This is a genomic window from Anaerophaga thermohalophila str. Valhall (assembly GCF_000250735.1).
In the GTDB taxonomy this organism is placed as follows: Bacteria; Bacteroidota; Bacteroidia; order Bacteroidales; family Marinilabiliaceae; genus Anaerophaga; species Anaerophaga thermohalophila_A.
In genome coordinates, this window is sequence record NZ_AHZV01000132.1 from 13,315 (window position 1) to 29,560 (window position 16,246).

The 16,246-nt window shown below is 39.6% G+C and carries 14 protein-coding genes and 1 pseudogene; 4 read left to right on the forward strand and 11 right to left on the reverse strand.

What is annotated here, in order from left to right; all coding sequences use genetic code 11:
- The first annotated feature begins 605 nt into the window (after positions 1-605).
- Complete coding sequence (locus tag OQ5_RS0107025; RefSeq protein ID WP_016776804.1) at positions 606-1,538, forward strand: radical SAM protein; 933 nt, start codon at positions 606-608, stop codon at positions 1,536-1,538.
- A 219-nt stretch (positions 1,539-1,757) separates the two neighbouring features.
- Here the strand turns inward: OQ5_RS0107025 and OQ5_RS0107030 are convergent, their stop codons facing one another.
- The 5 genes from OQ5_RS0107030 to OQ5_RS0107050 all read right to left on the reverse strand — a co-directional run bounded on the left by OQ5_RS0107030 (position 1,758) and on the right by OQ5_RS0107050 (position 7,322).
- Positions 1,758-2,798, reverse strand: coding sequence for a hypothetical protein (locus OQ5_RS0107030; RefSeq protein WP_016776805.1), 1,041 nt, complete (start codon positions 2,796-2,798; stop codon positions 1,758-1,760).
- On the reverse strand, positions 2,795-3,295 hold the full coding sequence (locus tag OQ5_RS0107035; RefSeq protein WP_016776806.1) for an RNA polymerase sigma factor: 501 nt from the start codon (positions 3,293-3,295) through the stop codon (positions 2,795-2,797). The genes OQ5_RS0107030 and OQ5_RS0107035 overlap by 4 nt, the downstream gene beginning before the upstream one ends.
- Positions 3,296-3,713: 418 nt before the next feature.
- A complete protein-coding gene (polA, locus tag OQ5_RS0107040) occupies positions 3,714-6,479 on the reverse strand; it encodes a DNA polymerase I (protein ID WP_016776807.1) in 2,766 nt (921 codons plus the stop codon).
- Positions 6,480-6,522: 43 nt separating this feature from the next.
- Entirely contained in the window at positions 6,523-6,972 is a 450-nt protein-coding gene (locus tag OQ5_RS0107045) for a 6-pyruvoyl trahydropterin synthase family protein (RefSeq protein ID WP_016776808.1), read from the reverse strand.
- 35 nt (positions 6,973-7,007) lie between these two features.
- A complete protein-coding gene (locus OQ5_RS0107050) occupies positions 7,008-7,322 on the reverse strand; it encodes an ArsR/SmtB family transcription factor (RefSeq protein ID WP_016776809.1) in 315 nt (104 codons plus the stop codon).
- 1,128 nt (positions 7,323-8,450) lie between these two features.
- On the opposite strand from OQ5_RS0107050, the pseudogene OQ5_RS25255 reads away from it, so the two are divergent.
- Positions 8,451-9,274 (forward strand): annotated as a pseudogene (locus OQ5_RS25255) (polyprenyl synthetase family protein).
- Positions 9,275-9,301: 27 nt separating this feature from the next.
- Here OQ5_RS25255 and deoC read toward each other — a convergent pair.
- The 3 genes from deoC to dtd are packed head-to-tail and all read right to left on the reverse strand — an operon-like array spanning position 9,302 to position 10,963.
- A complete protein-coding gene (gene deoC, locus OQ5_RS0107065; RefSeq protein WP_016776812.1) occupies positions 9,302-10,180 on the reverse strand; it encodes a deoxyribose-phosphate aldolase in 879 nt (292 codons plus the stop codon).
- A gap of 1 nt (position 10,181) precedes the next feature.
- A complete protein-coding gene (locus tag OQ5_RS0107070; protein ID WP_016776813.1) occupies positions 10,182-10,505 on the reverse strand; it encodes a nucleotide pyrophosphohydrolase in 324 nt (107 codons plus the stop codon).
- A gap of 5 nt (positions 10,506-10,510) precedes the next feature.
- Positions 10,511-10,963: a D-aminoacyl-tRNA deacylase gene (dtd, locus tag OQ5_RS0107075; protein WP_016776814.1), complete on the reverse strand. Its 453-nt coding sequence runs from the start codon at positions 10,961-10,963 to the stop codon at positions 10,511-10,513.
- A 657-nt stretch (positions 10,964-11,620) separates the two neighbouring features.
- Here dtd and OQ5_RS24415 point away from each other — a divergent pair.
- Together OQ5_RS24415 and OQ5_RS24420 are read left to right on the forward strand one after the other, a co-directional pair.
- Complete coding sequence (locus OQ5_RS24415; RefSeq protein WP_255297428.1) at positions 11,621-12,199, forward strand: lipoate--protein ligase family protein; 579 nt, start codon at positions 11,621-11,623, stop codon at positions 12,197-12,199.
- A 16-nt stretch (positions 12,200-12,215) separates the two neighbouring features.
- Positions 12,216-12,590, forward strand: coding sequence for a lipoate protein ligase C-terminal domain-containing protein (locus tag OQ5_RS24420; RefSeq protein ID WP_044107715.1), 375 nt, complete (start codon positions 12,216-12,218; stop codon positions 12,588-12,590).
- Positions 12,591-12,685: 95 nt separating this feature from the next.
- Here OQ5_RS24420 and uvrC read toward each other — a convergent pair whose 3' ends face one another.
- From uvrC to ade, 3 genes are read right to left on the reverse strand one after another with little or no spacing between them, the layout of a single operon-like run.
- Entirely contained in the window at positions 12,686-14,497 is a 1,812-nt protein-coding gene (gene uvrC, locus OQ5_RS0107085; RefSeq protein WP_016776815.1) for an excinuclease ABC subunit UvrC, read from the reverse strand.
- Positions 14,498-14,502: 5 nt separating this feature from the next.
- Positions 14,503-14,592 (reverse strand): hypothetical protein, encoded by a 90-nt coding sequence (locus tag OQ5_RS24425; protein ID WP_255297434.1) that lies wholly within the window; start codon positions 14,590-14,592, stop codon positions 14,503-14,505.
- Positions 14,552-16,135: an adenine deaminase gene (gene ade / locus OQ5_RS20510; RefSeq protein ID WP_255297429.1), complete on the reverse strand. Its 1,584-nt coding sequence runs from the start codon at positions 16,133-16,135 to the stop codon at positions 14,552-14,554. Before ade ends, OQ5_RS24425 begins: the two co-directional genes overlap by 41 nt.
- Between the last annotated feature and the right edge of the window lie 111 nt (positions 16,136-16,246).

Sequence of the window (16,246 nt, forward strand, 5' to 3'; positions counted from 1 at the left end):
AGAAGTATTTAATTTGGTGGATTTTTTATCAATAGTCAGTTGAAAAAAGCCTAAACGCAGACATATTTGATGCAAAGTTTTTTTATGAGAGAGTTGTGACTTGTGCCATAAATTGTTTAAACAATTAATACCAGACATCTTTATCAATAGATCGTTAGATTATTAGTTTTAAGATACAAGATGATTTGTATCCTGTTGAAAATCTGCATTTTATCAAAACAAATCACTTGAATATAACCCGTTGAATATAAGGAGCTTACAAAAAATTAACGGACTATTGCTTTGTATGTATGACGGAATATTGTTAATAACTTATTACGAAAATTGGTCTGATAAGAAAACATCAAAAACTGTACAACAGTTTGCTCATAAATATTTTTCTGTAATTTGAGTCAGATAAGAGCATCCGGCAGGCAGAAGTTTGACATAGTATCAAACAAAGTGTTAAAGCAATTCACGGTTCATCTTTGATCAGTCAAACAAGAAAAATATGTTAAAACCGGGCTTGTTTGTACAAATTCTAAACAAGAGTTATACCTTTGAAAAAATATTGAACTCACTTCCTTAGCACGTAGTACTAATTCATCAAAACAGCCCAGAGAATTATGTATAGATTCATTTTTGGCCCGGTTCCTTCAAGAAGATTGGGGATGTCGTTGGGCATTGATCTGGTTCCCCGAAAAGTCTGCTCACTCGATTGTGTTTATTGCGAAGTAGGGCTAACTACTAAGCTGACAACCGAACGGATGGAATATGTTCCTTATCAGAAAGTGATAAATGAGCTAACTTCCTATCTTGAGAATCATCCTGCACCGGATTTTATTACCTTTTCGGGCTATGGAGAACCAACGCTCAATTCAAGAATAGGAGATGTTCTTAAATTCATTAAGGAGAACTATCCCGATTTAAAAGTCGCTGTGCTGACCAATGGTACTCTCTTTTCAGACAAGAAGGTTAGAGAAGAACTAATGGATGCCGATGTTGTGCTTCCCTCTTTGGATGCTGCAACCAACAGTACCTTTAAAAAATTGAACCGCCCCGAAAAACATCTGTCGGTTGATGACCACATTAACGGCCTCATCCAGTTTCGAAAAGAATTTAAAGGCAAAATATGGCTAGAAATATTTATCCTCCCAGGTTACAATGATAACGCAGAAGAACTTGAAGCGCTGAAAAATGCGATTGAAAAAATTCAGCCTCATCGTGTTCAACTAAACACTCTGGATCGACCCGGGGCCATAGAAGGTTTAAGAGCGGCATCAAATGAGGAGCTGGAAAATATCCGCGAGAAACTGGGGCTTGAAAATGTGAAGGTTGTTGCAGCTGCTGCCACAAGGCAAGACTCCAAAGCTTACCGCGACGACACCGAATACGCAATTCTTGAGACCATTGCACGGCGTCCCTGCACTGTTTATGATCTTCGAAACATTTTGGGTTTACACGTTAATGAAATTAATAAATACCTGGATGTTTTGCAGGCGAACGGTAAAATTTCAACCGAGATCGGAGAACGGGGAATCTTTTACAGGATTGCATAGAAAAGTAGTTAGACGAGCACTACTTAGTGTCTGTCCATAAAGTACCATTTGCTGTGTTACGCTTGCCGCCAAAATACTCATTTACGAAAAGTAAACTGCGTTTTTGGCCGCTTCGCAAGCCTTGTAAATGACATTTTCTGAACCGACACACATATTGTGAAAATTTTTGAGAGCTAACGAACAAGCATTACTTAGCGATACATCATTTTTACACCGCCTCTATTTTCTCAGCTTTTTTTCCACCTCAAATCCGCCTGCTTTAAGGTTGTAGGCTACAAAATTTCCATCTTCATCGTAAAGTTTATCAAAATTAACCAGATCGCCCGAAACTTTGTCAACAAACTGGATTCCACGAACCAGAATACTATTGGTTTCTTCCGGCGATGCGGGTTCTCTATTCTCTGCAATAAAATTTTGTTTTTCGCGGTTAAGATCAAGATACATTGGCATCATGTGACGCAGTCCTGCCTCGTAGGCATTGGGCACGGACACAAACAAGGTCTGATCAAAGCCGCGTGACGGAAGCGGAACCATTGGAGCATCCATAGTACCAGAAGATTCTATGGTTGTATTCTGCCTCTTTATATCATCTTGTATATCAGACACAGAATATTCAACCTTTTGTCGAGATGATAATAATTTAGCTGAATTATACGGCTCTATTATATTCTTCAAATCTTTTTCTATCTCAACAGTTTCATTAATATCAGCCGGCAAAGGCTCCAGAGGATGCAGAGCGATCGTGTCTTCATCAGGGACACTGTTAAAAACCTTTAGTCCGAAGATCATCACAAATATAACTGCGGCTGCCGCTGCCGTAATTCTGCTAATCTGAATCAACATCGGACGAATTTCCTTCCGGATTAAAGAGTGTTTTCCGGCATATTCAATAAGCTCGGGTGCCAGTCTGGTAAGCCGGTATTCTCTTCCTTTTCTGATAAGCGACTCGTCTTTACGAATTTCTTCAGCCAATTCCTGTCCTTCAGCCTCCGTCAAACCATCTTCCAACTGTTTAATCATCAGGAAATCGGGTCTGGCAATTTGCATCACATCGGCTTCGCTCTTTTGAAGCCTGCTGGCAGCATCAAAGGAAATGTCGGCGGGTTGCAGCGTTAACTCTTCAAACTTATCCAGTTCTTCGGCCAAATCAGGATTTTTTTCAAGAAAAGCAAACAGCTGCTTTTCAGATTCATCGCTCAGTATTCCGTCCATATAATCGATGAACCATATCTCGTAATTATTTCTGTCAATTCTGCTCATACCACCACCTCCATTTTCCCGATATACTTTCTTAAAAATACTCTGGCCCGGTATATGTAAACTTTGACCTGGCTTTCGCTCAACCCTGTCATTTCACCAATTTCCTGATACGAATAGCCTTCATAATCGCGCATCATAACCACCATTTTCTGGTCGGAAGGTAACTGTTCCAACGCCTGGTGCAGAATTTCCTGCAAATCCGAATACTGTTTTGAATGAGTATATTCACGAAGGTCGGCCTCTTCAATTCTCACCGAATTTTTTTCCCGGCGTGTATGGTCAATAAGGACATGATAGGCAGTAGAAAACAAGTAGCTTTTTCCTTTGCCGGGCTGAACATTTCTGTGATGTCTCCACATTCTTTCATAGGCGTCCTGTACAATGGCGTCCTGTACAATATCTGCCGCTTTGTCCTCATCGCGAATGTTTTTCAGGACAAAGCGGTAAACATTGTCGGCATACTGTTTTACACAATCGTTGTATTCTTCTACTGTCATCCGGTTTCAGGTAAATTGGTAGAGGTGCGACGCTAAAAGATTGTGAAAAGTTACAGCGAAAGTAAATTAACAGCAAAAAAATAATTGACAGGCCTCGTGAAGCCTTTTTATTCGTATAAAATTTACTTAAGTCATTGGTCGAATGGAACAGGCATGTAAGCATTTAAACATATTTCTTGTTGTGGGAAACCTTGCCAGGCTCATTTCATTTGGTTTTCGAAATAATGTTCAGATAATTTCACGGTACCGATAATGAGTGCCTGTCTATAAAGTAGAAAAAATTTCCTACTTATCATGTGTCTGTTCAGAAAGTGTCATTTCCAAGGCTTGCAAAGTCCGAAAATACGGAGTTTACTCATTGTAAATGAGTAATTTTCGGACGAGCATAACACAGTAAATGGCACTTTATGTACAGACCCTAATGAGCCTCGAGCCAGTTTTTGCCAATTCCCATATCTACTTCAAGCGGGACTTTTAGTAATACTGCCGATTCCATCTCTTTTTTAACAATTTGCTTTACAGTATCGACCTCAGACTTTAAAACTTCGAAGTTCAATTCGTCATGAACCTGAATAACCATCTTGCTTTTCAGGTTTTCCTTTTCAAAAGCCCTGTCCACTGCAACCATGGCTTTTTTAATGATATCGGCAGCAGCGCCCTGGATGGGCGCATTAATCGCATTTCGTTCGGCTACTCCCCTAACTACACTATTGCGGCTATTGATGTCGGGCAAATAGCGGCGGCGTCCAAACATGGTTTCCACATAGCCCTTGTCTCGCGCCTGCCTGATGGCACGATCCATATATTGCCTGACACCGGGGAAGCTTTGAAAATATTCATCAATGATTTCTTTGGCCTCTCCACGAGGAATGTTCAATCGTTCAGAAAGTCCGAAAGCTGAAATTCCATAGATAATGCCGAAATTAGCTGTTTTTGCTTTTCTCCGCATGTCCGGAGTGACTTTATCAACTTCGACTTTAAAAATTTTAGCCGCGGTGGCAGCATGAATATCTTCCCCTTTGTTGAAGGCATCCAGTAGGTTTTTGTCTTCACTCAGATGAGCCATCAGGCGAAGCTCCACCTGGGAGTAATCGGCGCTCAGGAAAAGATGATCAGCATCGGAAACCACAAAAGCTTTGCGCATCTCCCGTCCTTCTTCTTCACGGATGGGTATGTTCTGCAAATTAGGATTGGAACTGCTGAGTCTTCCTGTGACCACTACTGCCTGGTTGAAGGAAGTATGTAATCTTCCCGTTTCTTTATTTATTAATTTAGGTAATGCCTCTACATAGGTGTTTAACAATTTTTTAAGCCCACGATATTCAAGTATATGCTCAACGATAGGATGACGGTCGCGAAGTTTCTGCAAAATTTCTTCGTTTGTGCTGTACTGGCCCGATTTGGTTTTTTTTGCTTTATCGTCGATTTTCATTTTTTCGAAAAGCACTTCTCCCACTTGTTTCGGGCTGGAAACGTTGAATTCGGTACCCGCTTCACGTTCTATCTCTTTTTCCAACTCACTGATTCGCTTTTGGAGCTTTTTAGCATATTCTTTCAGGGCATCGGTATCCAGACAAACACCCGTATATTCCATTTCCGCCAGTACTTTCAGTAGCGGCATTTCCACCTCCTGAAAAAGGGAGGTCATTTTATATCTCTCAAGCTCTTTTAGGAGTAGTTCTTTGAGCTGGAAAGTAATATCGGCGTCTTCACCGGCATATTCGGTCACGATTTGTTTATCAATGTTCCGCATACTGCCCTGATTTTTCCCTTTGGCGCCAATGAGTTCTTCAATCGAAACCGGTGTATAATTCAAATACGTTTCGGCCAAAAAATCCATATTGTGCTTCAGTCCGGGCTGAACCAGATGATGAGCAACCATTGTGTCGAAAAACGGGCCCTTCATATCTGCGCCGTAACGTTTCAGCATCAGGTAATCGTATTTGATATTTTGACCAATTTTTAAAATCTTTTTATCCTGAAACACACTTGCAAACCTTCCGACAATTTTTTGAGCTTCCTTTTTGTCCTTAGGAACAGGAACATAGTAGGCTTCACCTTTTTTAAAACTAAAAGATAAACCGACGAGTTCATTCTTCCATACATCAATGGCCGAGGTTTCCGTATCAATACAGAATTCTTTTTGTACGCTCAGGTCGGCCGCTAATGCATCAAGTGCCTGCTGCGATTCAACCAGATAATATTGATGCCTGGTTTCCTTAATTGTTTTTTTTGACGATCTGGATGGAATGTTTGCCGCTTCTTCATCCCCGAAAAGAGAGCCCTGAGTAGCCGAATTTCCGGGTTTCCCTGCGATTTTCTCCCACAGTGTTTTAAACTCCAGCTCTTCAAAAACAGGTTGAAGTTTTTCAAGATCGGGACTGCCATGCAGGAATAATTTTTCATCGAATTCAATCGGAACACTGGTGTTAATGGTTACCAGCTTTTTGGACAGTTCGACCTGATCTTTATAGTTGATGAGATTTTCCTTCTGTTTACCGGAAAAATCATCGATGTGAGCATAAACATTTTCAATAGAACCATATTTACTGATGATATCCTTCGCTCTTTTTTCACCAATACCCGGACATCCCGGGATGTTATCGGCACTATCGCCCCAGAGTGCGAGGAGATCGATTACCTGGGCGGGATTTTTGACACCAAATTTTTTGCGTATTTCGTCAATGCCCCATTCTTCAATTTCGTTTCCTGCCGATTTGGGTTTGTACATCCGTGTATGTTCCGTAACGAGCTGTGCATAGTCTTTATCAGGGGTTACCATAAAAGTTTTAAACCCTTCGTCTGCAGCCTTTCGCGACAAGGTTCCCACCACATCGTCCGCCTCAAACCCGTCAACCTGAATAGTATTGATATTAAAGGCTTCCAATATTTTCTTAATGTAAGGAACAGCCTTTTTGATATCCTCCGGGGTCGCTTCCCTGTTGGCTTTATATGGTTCATAAAGTTCGTTCCGAAAAGTCGGCCCGGACGGATCAAATGCCACTGCAATGTGAGAAGGATTTTCCTTGTTCAGCACTTCGAGCAACGAATTGGTAAAGCCAAAAATGGCTGAGGTATTAAGACCTTTGGAATTAACACGGGGATTTCGGATAAATGCATAATATGCTCTGAATATCAGCGCATAAGCATCAAGAAGAAAGAGTTCTTTTGTTTTTTCTGACATGATGTATAGGCTTTATTTCCGAAAATTAAGAAAAAAAGCACAACTACTCATTATCGGAAGCATACCATTCGGCAAAAGAATTGCCGGTTTCGTGTAGTTTCAGGCTGAAAAGTTTGATATGCCGTGGAAGTCGGGCATTTATTCTCTGCACAAAATCAACCAGAAGGTTTTCACAGGTAGGCTGATACGCAACGATGTGAAGACGATCGGTGAGCTGCGGAATCTGTAATAGTTGGCCGACATCAGCCCGGTTACTCAAAACAAGAGAATGATCCATTTTTTCAACGATTTCTTCTTTGACAATCTTCTTCAAATCACCAAAGTCCATGACCATTCCGTACCTGGGATTATTTTCGTCAGTGCAGGGTTCACCAATTACCGTTACCTGCAGAATGTAAGAGTGTCCGTGAATGTTTTTGCACAATCCGTCGTAATTCCACAAAGCGTGGGCCATTTCGAAACGGAACTCTTTAGTTAATCTGATCTTCACCATTATCTGCCCTTCATCAAAACAATATCAGAAAAATCTCAGTCAACCGAGCAACGGCTGACGCACTCAACAATATTCCGTAAACTGTCGTGTTTCAGGAAATAATAAGTGTTTTTACCTTCTCTTTGAGAGGCCAGAACGCCTTTGTCTTTAAGTATGCCCAAATGATGAGAAGTAGTACTTTGCTCGATATTCAACAAGTTGTGAATTTCGGTGACAGTTAACTTTTTGCCGTCTTCAAGATGACTTAAAATGGCAATGCGCATGGGATGTGCAATTGCCTTAAGCATACTCGCGGCACGGTCGAGCTGGTTAGCATCCAGGTCTTTAATTTTCATTGTTTGTACTTCCATTGTCAATAATTTTCATTCGTACATAATTTATTTATTAAGGTCGAATGGAACTCGCATGCAAGAACTTATACATTTTCTTGCTGTAGTAAACCTGTCTATGTTCATTTCACGATACATCTTTTATCTAACTCAAATTACAAAACACTCTATATCAATTATTTGTTTGCGGAGTTGAATTTTTGCTTATCAGGCCAATATTCGGTACTAACGGTAAAATTCTTATCTGCAAAATTTAACACTTCTGCCTTCTGCCTGGCAAACTTCTGCCTGTCGATTACTTATATCTAATAATTTACATATAGCAAACTTCAATAAATTTTTCGGGATAAATTATTGCTTTTCGAAAGCCAATAGTTCGTTAAACCAATACTCTGTTAAAATTTTACAGATATCTGATAATTACTGCGAGTCTATAAACTCGCATAAATTTTTGCAATATGTGTGTCTGTTCAGAACGTGCCGGTTGCAAGGCTTGCGAAGCCGCCAAAAACGCAGTTTACTTTTCGTAAATGAGTATTTTGGTGGCAAGCGTAACACAGCAAATGGTACTTTATGGACAGACACTAATTAATTATTTACACAGTTATTGTCATAAATCGCAACTCTCTCATAATAAAACCTTTGCGTCATTGCGTCTTTGCGTTTAGTCTTTTTGGCTTTTTTTAACTGACTATTGTGAAACATTTGAATGTTTTAAAAGCCATTCAGTAATGGTCTGGTCTTCAACCGCCGGAAACGAAATAGTTGTCAATTTGCCAACAGGCAAATATAATGAAGATATTTTGATTATTAGATATTTAAATGTTTAAAATATCCAAATATTTAGATGACATTGATATTTAAAAGCAGTTACAACACAAATACGCATCAATTTGTTATTTTTGAAAGTTGAATAGCACAGAATCAAAAATTAAACGCGAAACCACCATTACTCTTGCGGATAAAAATGAAAAAACACAGATACGCAAACCAATATCAATGAAGATATCATCCAAAATAACATCTCCTATCGAAAAGGAAATGAAGAAGTTCGAGCCGTATTATAAGAAGAACTTCGATACAAAAATCCCTTTGCTCAACATTATTACTAACTACCTGATTCGCCGTAAAGGAAAGCAGATGCGCCCGATGCTGGTTTTCCTGTCGGCAAAACTGAATGGAACAGTAAGCGATGGCACTTATACTGCAGCCGGATTAATTGAACTTCTTCATAATGCCACATTGATTCATGACGACGTGGTGGACGAAACTTATCAGCGTCGCGGTTTTTTTTCCATCAATGCTTTATGGCGTTCTAAAATTGCCGTACTGGTTGGCGACTACTACCTGGCCATGGGACTTATTAAATCTCTTGAAGAGAACCAAACCGAAGTACTGAGAATTGTATCAAAAGCAGTGAAAGAAATGAGCGAGGGTGAACTACTCCAAATTGAAAAATCAAGAAAATTAAATATTACTGAGGACATTTACTACGATATTATCCGAAAAAAGACTGCTACTCTTATTGCTGCCTGTACTTCTGCCGGTGCATATTCGGTAGGTGCAACGGATGAAGATGTGTCAAAGATGCATGACTTCGGCCAGAATCTTGGCATTGCATTCCAGATTAGGGACGACCTTTTGGATTACGAAAAACCAACCTGGCAGGAAAACCATCAGGCAATGATCTGAAGGAGAAAAAAATGACGCTTCCTCTCATCCACGTGCTTTCGCAACAGTCGCCAGCCAAAAGAAAACAAATCCTCAGCACCATAAAAAAGCATCATAAAAACGGGAAAAAAATTGCACCCATCGTTGAATTTGTCAAAGAGAACGGAGGCATTGATTATGCCCGAACAAAAATGACGGAATACAGGGATAAAGCGCTATCCATTCTGAGCACATTTCCCGGGAGTGATGCCCGCGATGGCTTGGAAGAGTTGGTTCACTATACGACTACCCGAAAAATATAGTATCTCTCCCTCGAATTTGTATTTGCTTTAAAAGCATTTCGAATATGACCTTCCCTCAAGATCGGCAAGGTCACTCATCAAGTTATTGGCCAGCCGGCTGGCACCAATCCTGAAACGCTCAGGAGTAAGCCATTCATTTCCAAGAACCTCTTTTACAATACTATAATATACCAATGCATCGTCGGTGGTTGAAATACCTCCTGCAGGTTTTAAGCCAACAGCTTTGCCGGTTTCACGATACCAGGCTTTGACAGCATGAGCCATAATCCACACCGCCCCGGGAGTAGCAGCAGGATTGAGTTTTCCTGTCGAGGTCTTAATAAAATCGGCACCGGCAGCCATTGATAAGATCGATGCTTCCCAAATATTCTCTGTACTTTCTAAAGCTCCTGTTTCAAGTATAACTTTCAGATGAGCATCTCCCATTACTGATTTAATGGTTTTTATCTCTTCCATAATAAGTTCGTGGTTGCCTTCCAGAAATTCTCCAACCGACAGGACAATATCTATTTCATTGGCCCCCAGTTCAAGTGCCTTCCTTGTCTCCTGAACTTTCAAATCAAGAAAAGTCTGGGAAGAAGGAAATCCGGCAGAAACAACTGCTCTTTTAACATCAAGTTTTCCAAGCCTGGCTTTCAGCACGCTGGCAAAAACAGGATAAACACAAACCGCTCCAACCAGTGGCATATCAGGATATTGCCGGTGAAAAGAAACCAGATTGTCACAAAATTCCTGAACAGAATTGGCACTGTCAGTGGTATTAAGACTGGTAAGGTCAATACACGAAAATATGGTCTTCAAATTATCGGGAATCATATACTCACCAAGATTTGAAGAGCCTTCAAACGCTGGCATTTGCTGAAGATATTTTTCATATTTCCCGAGAAGGTGTTCCGTTGCTTCCATTTTATTTTAGTTTTGGATTGTTTTTATGACGGTTTTTATCGCGTTGCGTCTTTTTTATCACCGATTGCTCAAACGCTGCAGTAAGATCAACGCCAGTCTGGTTGGCCAGACAAATAAGAACCCATAAAACATCGGCCATTTCTTCCTCTAAGTGAAGTTCTTCGCCGGCTTTAACAGATTGATCGCCATATTTTCGCGCCATCACCCTGGCCAGCTCACCAACCTCCTCGGTAAGTATGGCCATATTGGTAAGCTCGTTAAAATATCTTACCCCATGCTCTTTAATCCATTCATCAACTCTGGTTTGTGCTTCCTGTATATGCATGATCGTCAACGTTTGTTTTTGGTATCAATAATAATGGTTACAGGTCCGTCGTTAATAACCTCAACGGCCATAGACGTGCCAAACTCCCCGGAGGTCACCTCCTGCCCCATCGCGGATGAAAGCGCTGTTTTGAATGATTCGTACAAGGGAATAGAAACGTCTGGTTTCGCTGCATCCACATAAGACGGCCGGTTTCCTTTCTTTGTCCTGGCATGAAGTGTAAACTGGCTGACAACCAAAATCTCTCCGTTTATATCTTTAACAGAACGATCCATAACCCCACGATCATCATCAAAAATACGAAGATTAATTATTTTATTGACAAGCCAATTGATGTCTTCCTCACCATCACTTTCAACAATTCCTACAAAAACCAGTAAACCTTTTCCGATACTGCGGGTTTCTTTTTCATTAATGGTTACAGAAGCCCGCGACGCGCGCTGAATAACAACTTTCATCAGTATAAATTTAGTCTAAGTTATAGGTCTGATGGAACTCGTCCCGATCATACCGGACTCGTTTCATCCGTGTAAAGATGTTTGATACGTTATTTTTTACTTGAGATGACACTAACTTCATAAAAATACTATTTTTATGGCTCATCACAATAGTACAGTGATATCTTCGGATCACATATGGCCGTTATATAACGATTTTGTACAATTCTAAGATTGGCAATAGTCTGTTAAAAAAGGCCGAAACACATAAACGCAATGGCGCAAGCTTTTTATTATGAGAGAGTTGTGGTTTGTGTCATTAATTGTTTAAACAACTAATTAGTGTCTGTCTATAAATGCCATTTACGGTGTTACGTTCGTCCGAAAATTACTCATTTACGACGAGTAAACTCCATATTTTTGGACTTCGCAAGCCTTGTAAATGACACTTTCTGAAAAGACACACATATTGTAAAAACTTTTGCGTGTTTATAGACGAACACTAATTACAAGACATCTGTAAAATTTTAACGCAGTATTGATATTTGAATACAACAAGGAAAATCAAAAGTATATATGTCATTAATAATTGTAATTAATTGTTTTATGCGCTTTTATTAATGTGTAACTTCAATTTTTAAGTTGCCAATTTTTGCAATATTAAAAAATACAACCACAATGGACAAGCGTACGCTATATATAATAAGTAAAACAGATGACCCGGCATTCAACCTGGCTGCCGAAGAGGTATTATTAAAACAGCACACAGAAGACATAATATTTCTTTATATAAACAAGGAATCGGTTATCGTAGGGAAACATCAAAATACACTCTCGGAAATCAACCTTAAATATTTAGAAGAGAACAACATACCTGTTTACAGGCGCCTTTCGGGCGGCGGTACCGTATACCACGATCATGGCAACATAAATTATTGCCTTATTGAAAACGGCGAACCCGGAAAGCTGGTCGATTTTGTACGGGCAACCACTCCTGTGGTTGAGGCTCTTAAAGACTTTGGTATTGAGGCAAGGCACGGCAAAAGAAACGATCTGCTGGCCGGGTATAAAAAAATTTCCGGCAATGCCTGTCATGTTTACAAATCAAGGGCCATGCATCACGGAACCTTGCTTTATAGAACCAATTTACAGCATCTTACTGAAAGTTTAAAAACCGGGATCGTGAAATTCAAGGATAAATCGGTGAAATCGGTCAGAAGCGAAGTTATCAACATATCTGATAAAAGGCTCGGATAAGTCGCCATCTGAATTTATGCTGGAACTCGGCCAAAAACTGGCAATAAAATTTAATGCAACACCTTATAGTTTTACTGAAGAAGCGATACATCAAATAGACGAATTGAAAAAGGAAAAATATGAAACCTGGAAATGGAACTATGGTTACAGCCCTGTCTATGAATTCAGAAAAAGAAGTAAATCAAAAAATTACATATTCTCAATAAATTTGAAAGTAGAAAAAGGAATAATCAAAAATATTGATATTCGAAGTAATTATCCCGATCAGAATGAAATACAAAAAGCACAATTTGCCATAAAGGAAACCTATCATGAAAAGAATCACCTGAAAGCTAAACTCGACGGTTTCTCGCCGGAATTGACAGAAGGAATACTGGAAACGGCATTTTAAGCAATCTAAAGACACACGTGGGTGATACAAACCAACAGGATTGAAAAAGTACTTTCCCTCCGTTATTGACAGACACAAATCAGGGTTGATTAAAACTATTTCGTAAAAAAGGCTGTTATTTTGCCGGCTTTGCTTTCTCCAACCACTTTAGCTATTTGCTCTCTGGTTGCATCCTCAACGTTTTTTGCAGAACCAAAATGATTGATCAGCTTTTTAATTGTTTCCGGCCCTATCCCGGGAATCTCTTCAAGGCGGGATTTCAAAAAGGAGTTACTTCTCTTATTCCTGTGAAACGTAATCCCAAACCGGTGGGCTTCATTTCTCAGATTCTGAATTAGCTTCAGCGATGGAGAATTTTTATCCAGATAGAGAGGAACCGAATCTCCGGGATAATAAATTTCTTCGAGCCGCTTGGCAATACCAATAATGGTTATTTTACGGTCGAGATCAAGTTCTTGTAATGCTTCAACTGCAGAGCCCAATTGCCCTTTTCCTCCGTCGATTACAATTAGTTGTGGCACTGGTTGGTTTTCTTCAAGGATGCGTTTGTAGCGTCGAAAAACCACTTCCTGCATTGAGGCAAAATCATTAGGGCCCTCAACTGTTTTAATATTAAAATGGCGATATTCCTTTTTTGCAGGCTTGCCGTTCTTAAAAACCACGCATGCGGCAACCGGATGATGTCCCTGAATGTTGGAATTATCAAAGCACTCAATATGTAAGGGTAATTTATCCATGCGCAAGTCCTTTTTGACCGTTTCAAGCAGTTGAACATTACGGGGAACCTTCGCATGATTGGCTTGCTGCTTCAATTTTTCGAGTCGATAATATTTTACATTTCTTTCGGATAATTCGAGCAATTTCTTTTTATCTCCTATCTTGGGGATAAGAAATTTAACATCCCTGAATTCTACATCAGGTTTAAATGGTACAATAATCTCGGGAGAATTGCTGTGGAGTCTTTCACGAATGTCAGCAATAGCAAGGGCAAGTAAAGAAACAATATCTTCATCCATTTTCTTTTTATATTCGATGGTGTGTGCCTGAATGATGGCACCGTTTACTACCTTTAAAAAATTAACATAGGCAGCTTTTTTGTCATCGATGATAGAAAATACATCAACATTATTGATTTTAGGATTGACAACAGTCGATTTACTTTGGAATCCTTCAAGTATTGTCAGTTTCTTCCGAATATCTTCAGCTTCTTCAAATTTATATTCTTCAGCCAGGATCATCATTTTTTTCTTCATGTACTTCATGACCGAAGCGATATTCCCCTTTAAAATACTTCTTATCTCATTAATGTATTCCAAATATTCTTCCTCCGGCTGAAGACCTTCACACGGCCCTTTGCAATTGCCAAGATGATATTCTAGGCAGACCTTAAACTTTCCTTTTGAAATATTTTCCTGCGTGAGTGCAAGCCGGCAAGTTCGGAGTGGATATAACTGACGAAACAGATCGATAAGAGTCTTCACCATCATTGCGCTGGTGTAAGGTCCAAAATATTCACTGCCATCCTTAATGATTTGTCTTGTTGAAAACACCTTGGGAAAAGGCTCCTTTTTTATTACTATCCAGGGGAAACTTTTATCGTCTTTTAGCAGGACATTATATCGGGGCTGATATTTTTTTATTAAATTATTTTCCAGAAGAAGGGCATCTTCTTCTGTATTCACAACAATATGCCGGATGTCATTAATCTTCCTGACGAGGATTCGGGTTTTTGCATTATCGGGTACCTTCTGAAAATAGGAAGAGACTCTTTTCCTTAAGTTTTTTGCTTTGCCAACATAAATTATTTTCCCGGAATCATCAAAATACTGATACACGCCCGGATCATCCGGCAAAACCTTTATTAATTCTTTCAGATATTTTTCTCTATTGTCCTTATTTGTTCCCATCAAGTCTATTCAAAAAGTGAAATAAACTTAAATCTTTCTCCGTCAAACAATCCTTTATCTCCCAGCTTCATTTTGGGAATAACCAAAAGCGACATAAAGGATAAGGTCATGAAAGGAGATTTTAGTTTTGTTCCCTATTTTTTTTGCTGCCCTATCAATACGGGCATAACTTTCTCCTACAACTTCTCCATCTTTATCACTCATTATTCCTCCCACCGGCAATGGAAGTATTTCTTCATGCTCATCCGACGATACAGAAAGTCCGCCCTTTGCCTCCATAACCATATTAACAGCTCTTGCAATGTGACGGTCTTCGACACCAACCGCCACAACATTATGACTATCGTGTGCCACAGAGGAAGCAATGGCACCACTCTTCAGGCCGAAGCCATGAATAAACCCAACTGAGGCCGGTTTGTTTTGATAACGGTCAACAACCACTATTTTCAGGATGTCATTTTCAGTGTCAGACTTTAAATGTTCTTTTTCTACAATTTCCTTTAAAAAAGCATCTGTTACCAATTCTCCATCGAAGCAACGAATCACTTTTAGTTTACGTGCCCCATCCGGAACATTAATACTAATATCGTTCTCCGAAACAGACCTGGAAACAAAATGATTTACAATCTCAACATTTTGCTTCTCAAAAAGAACTCCCCGCTTAGAATCAAAAACCTTTTCTCCGTTAATATAAGTTTCCAGGACATTGAATTTATCGGGATGATCTATAACAATAAAATCTGCATTATCTCCTTCCCGGAGCAATCCGACAGGAAGATTATAATGCATTACAGGATGTAAGGATGCGGCTCTAAGCAGATTAAAAATATCAATGCCTTTTTTTAAGCCCAGTTTAATAAGCTTGTCTATATGCCCCTCTTGAATCAGTTCATCCGGATGGGAATCGTCTGTACACAGCATTAAAGAATCGGGATGCGATTCAAATAAGCTGAAAAGGGCCTCAAAATTTTTGGCAGCACTTCCCTCTCTGACTTGAATTTTCATTCCGTTTTCAATTTTTTCTAACGCCTCTTCCAGTGTAAAACATTCATGGTCGGTTGTTATCCCGGCAGAGGCATATATTTCTAACCCTTCTCCCCTTAATCCGGGAGCATGTCCGTCAACAGGAAGGTTTCTTCTTTTTGCAGCATCTATTTTACGAAACACTTCCTTATCTCCTTTGATAACCCCGACGAAATTCATCATCTCACTCAAAAATAATACTTCCTCTTTATCCAGCAAAAATTCAATATCATCGGGACTGATAATTGCTCCGGAAGATTCAAGGCTCGTCGCCGGCACACAGGAGGGTGCACCAAAAAAACACTTAAGCGGTGTCTTCTTTGAATCGTCAATCATATATTCCACACCTTTAACCCCTAAAACGTTGCCAATTTCATGAGGATCAGTAACAACACCAATTGTTCCACGTGGAACAATAAGGCGTGAAAAACTGGAGGGCACCAACATACTACTCTCTATGTGAACATGAGAATCAATTAATCCAGGTAAAATATACTGGTTGTGTAACTTGTTGCCCTTTTCAATTTTTTTAATTTTTCCTTCTGAAAAAAAGACAGTCCCAGGATAAATTTCTCTCTCGTGAATATCGATTATGTTTCCTGAAATAGTTTCCATTAGTATAAAATTTGATATATAAGGCTAAATGAACAGTTGGGACAAATTTTGCCATGTCCGTTTTTTTCGTACAAAATTTATTTAGTGGTTGCTAAAAAAGTCAGTAGCCTG

Excerpts from the sequence above, each read along its gene's own strand:
- OQ5_RS24420 (WP_044107715.1), top strand. The coding sequence starts at position 12,216 with ATGCTGGAACTCGGCCAAAAACTGGCAATAAAATTTAATGCAACACCT.
- OQ5_RS0107045 (WP_016776808.1), bottom strand. The coding sequence starts at position 6,972 with ATGGTGAAGATCAGATTAACTAAAGAGTTCCGTTTCGAAATGGCCCAC.
- dtd (WP_016776814.1), bottom strand. The coding sequence starts at position 10,963 with ATGAAAGTTGTTATTCAGCGCGCGTCGCGGGCTTCTGTAACCATTAAT.
- OQ5_RS24425 (WP_255297434.1), bottom strand. The coding sequence starts at position 14,592 with ATGTCGCTTTTGGTTATTCCCAAAATGAAGCTGGGAGATAAAGGATTG.
- deoC (WP_016776812.1), bottom strand. The coding sequence starts at position 10,180 with ATGGAAGCAACGGAACACCTTCTCGGGAAATATGAAAAATATCTTCAG.
- polA (WP_016776807.1), bottom strand. The coding sequence starts at position 6,479 with ATGTCAGAAAAAACAAAAGAACTCTTTCTTCTTGATGCTTATGCGCTG.
- OQ5_RS0107070 (WP_016776813.1), bottom strand. The coding sequence starts at position 10,505 with ATGCATATACAGGAAGCACAAACCAGAGTTGATGAATGGATTAAAGAG.
- uvrC (WP_016776815.1), bottom strand. The coding sequence starts at position 14,497 with ATGGGAACAAATAAGGACAATAGAGAAAAATATCTGAAAGAATTAATA.
- OQ5_RS0107035 (WP_016776806.1), bottom strand. The coding sequence starts at position 3,295 with ATGACAGTAGAAGAATACAACGATTGTGTAAAACAGTATGCCGACAAT.
- OQ5_RS24415 (WP_255297428.1), top strand. The coding sequence starts at position 11,621 with ATGGACAAGCGTACGCTATATATAATAAGTAAAACAGATGACCCGGCA.
- ade (WP_255297429.1), bottom strand. The coding sequence starts at position 16,135 with ATGGAAACTATTTCAGGAAACATAATCGATATTCACGAGAGAGAAATT.
- OQ5_RS0107050 (WP_016776809.1), bottom strand. The coding sequence starts at position 7,322 with ATGGAAGTACAAACAATGAAAATTAAAGACCTGGATGCTAACCAGCTC.
- OQ5_RS0107030 (WP_016776805.1), bottom strand. The coding sequence starts at position 2,798 with ATGAGCAGAATTGACAGAAATAATTACGAGATATGGTTCATCGATTAT.
- OQ5_RS0107025 (WP_016776804.1), top strand. The coding sequence starts at position 606 with ATGTATAGATTCATTTTTGGCCCGGTTCCTTCAAGAAGATTGGGGATG.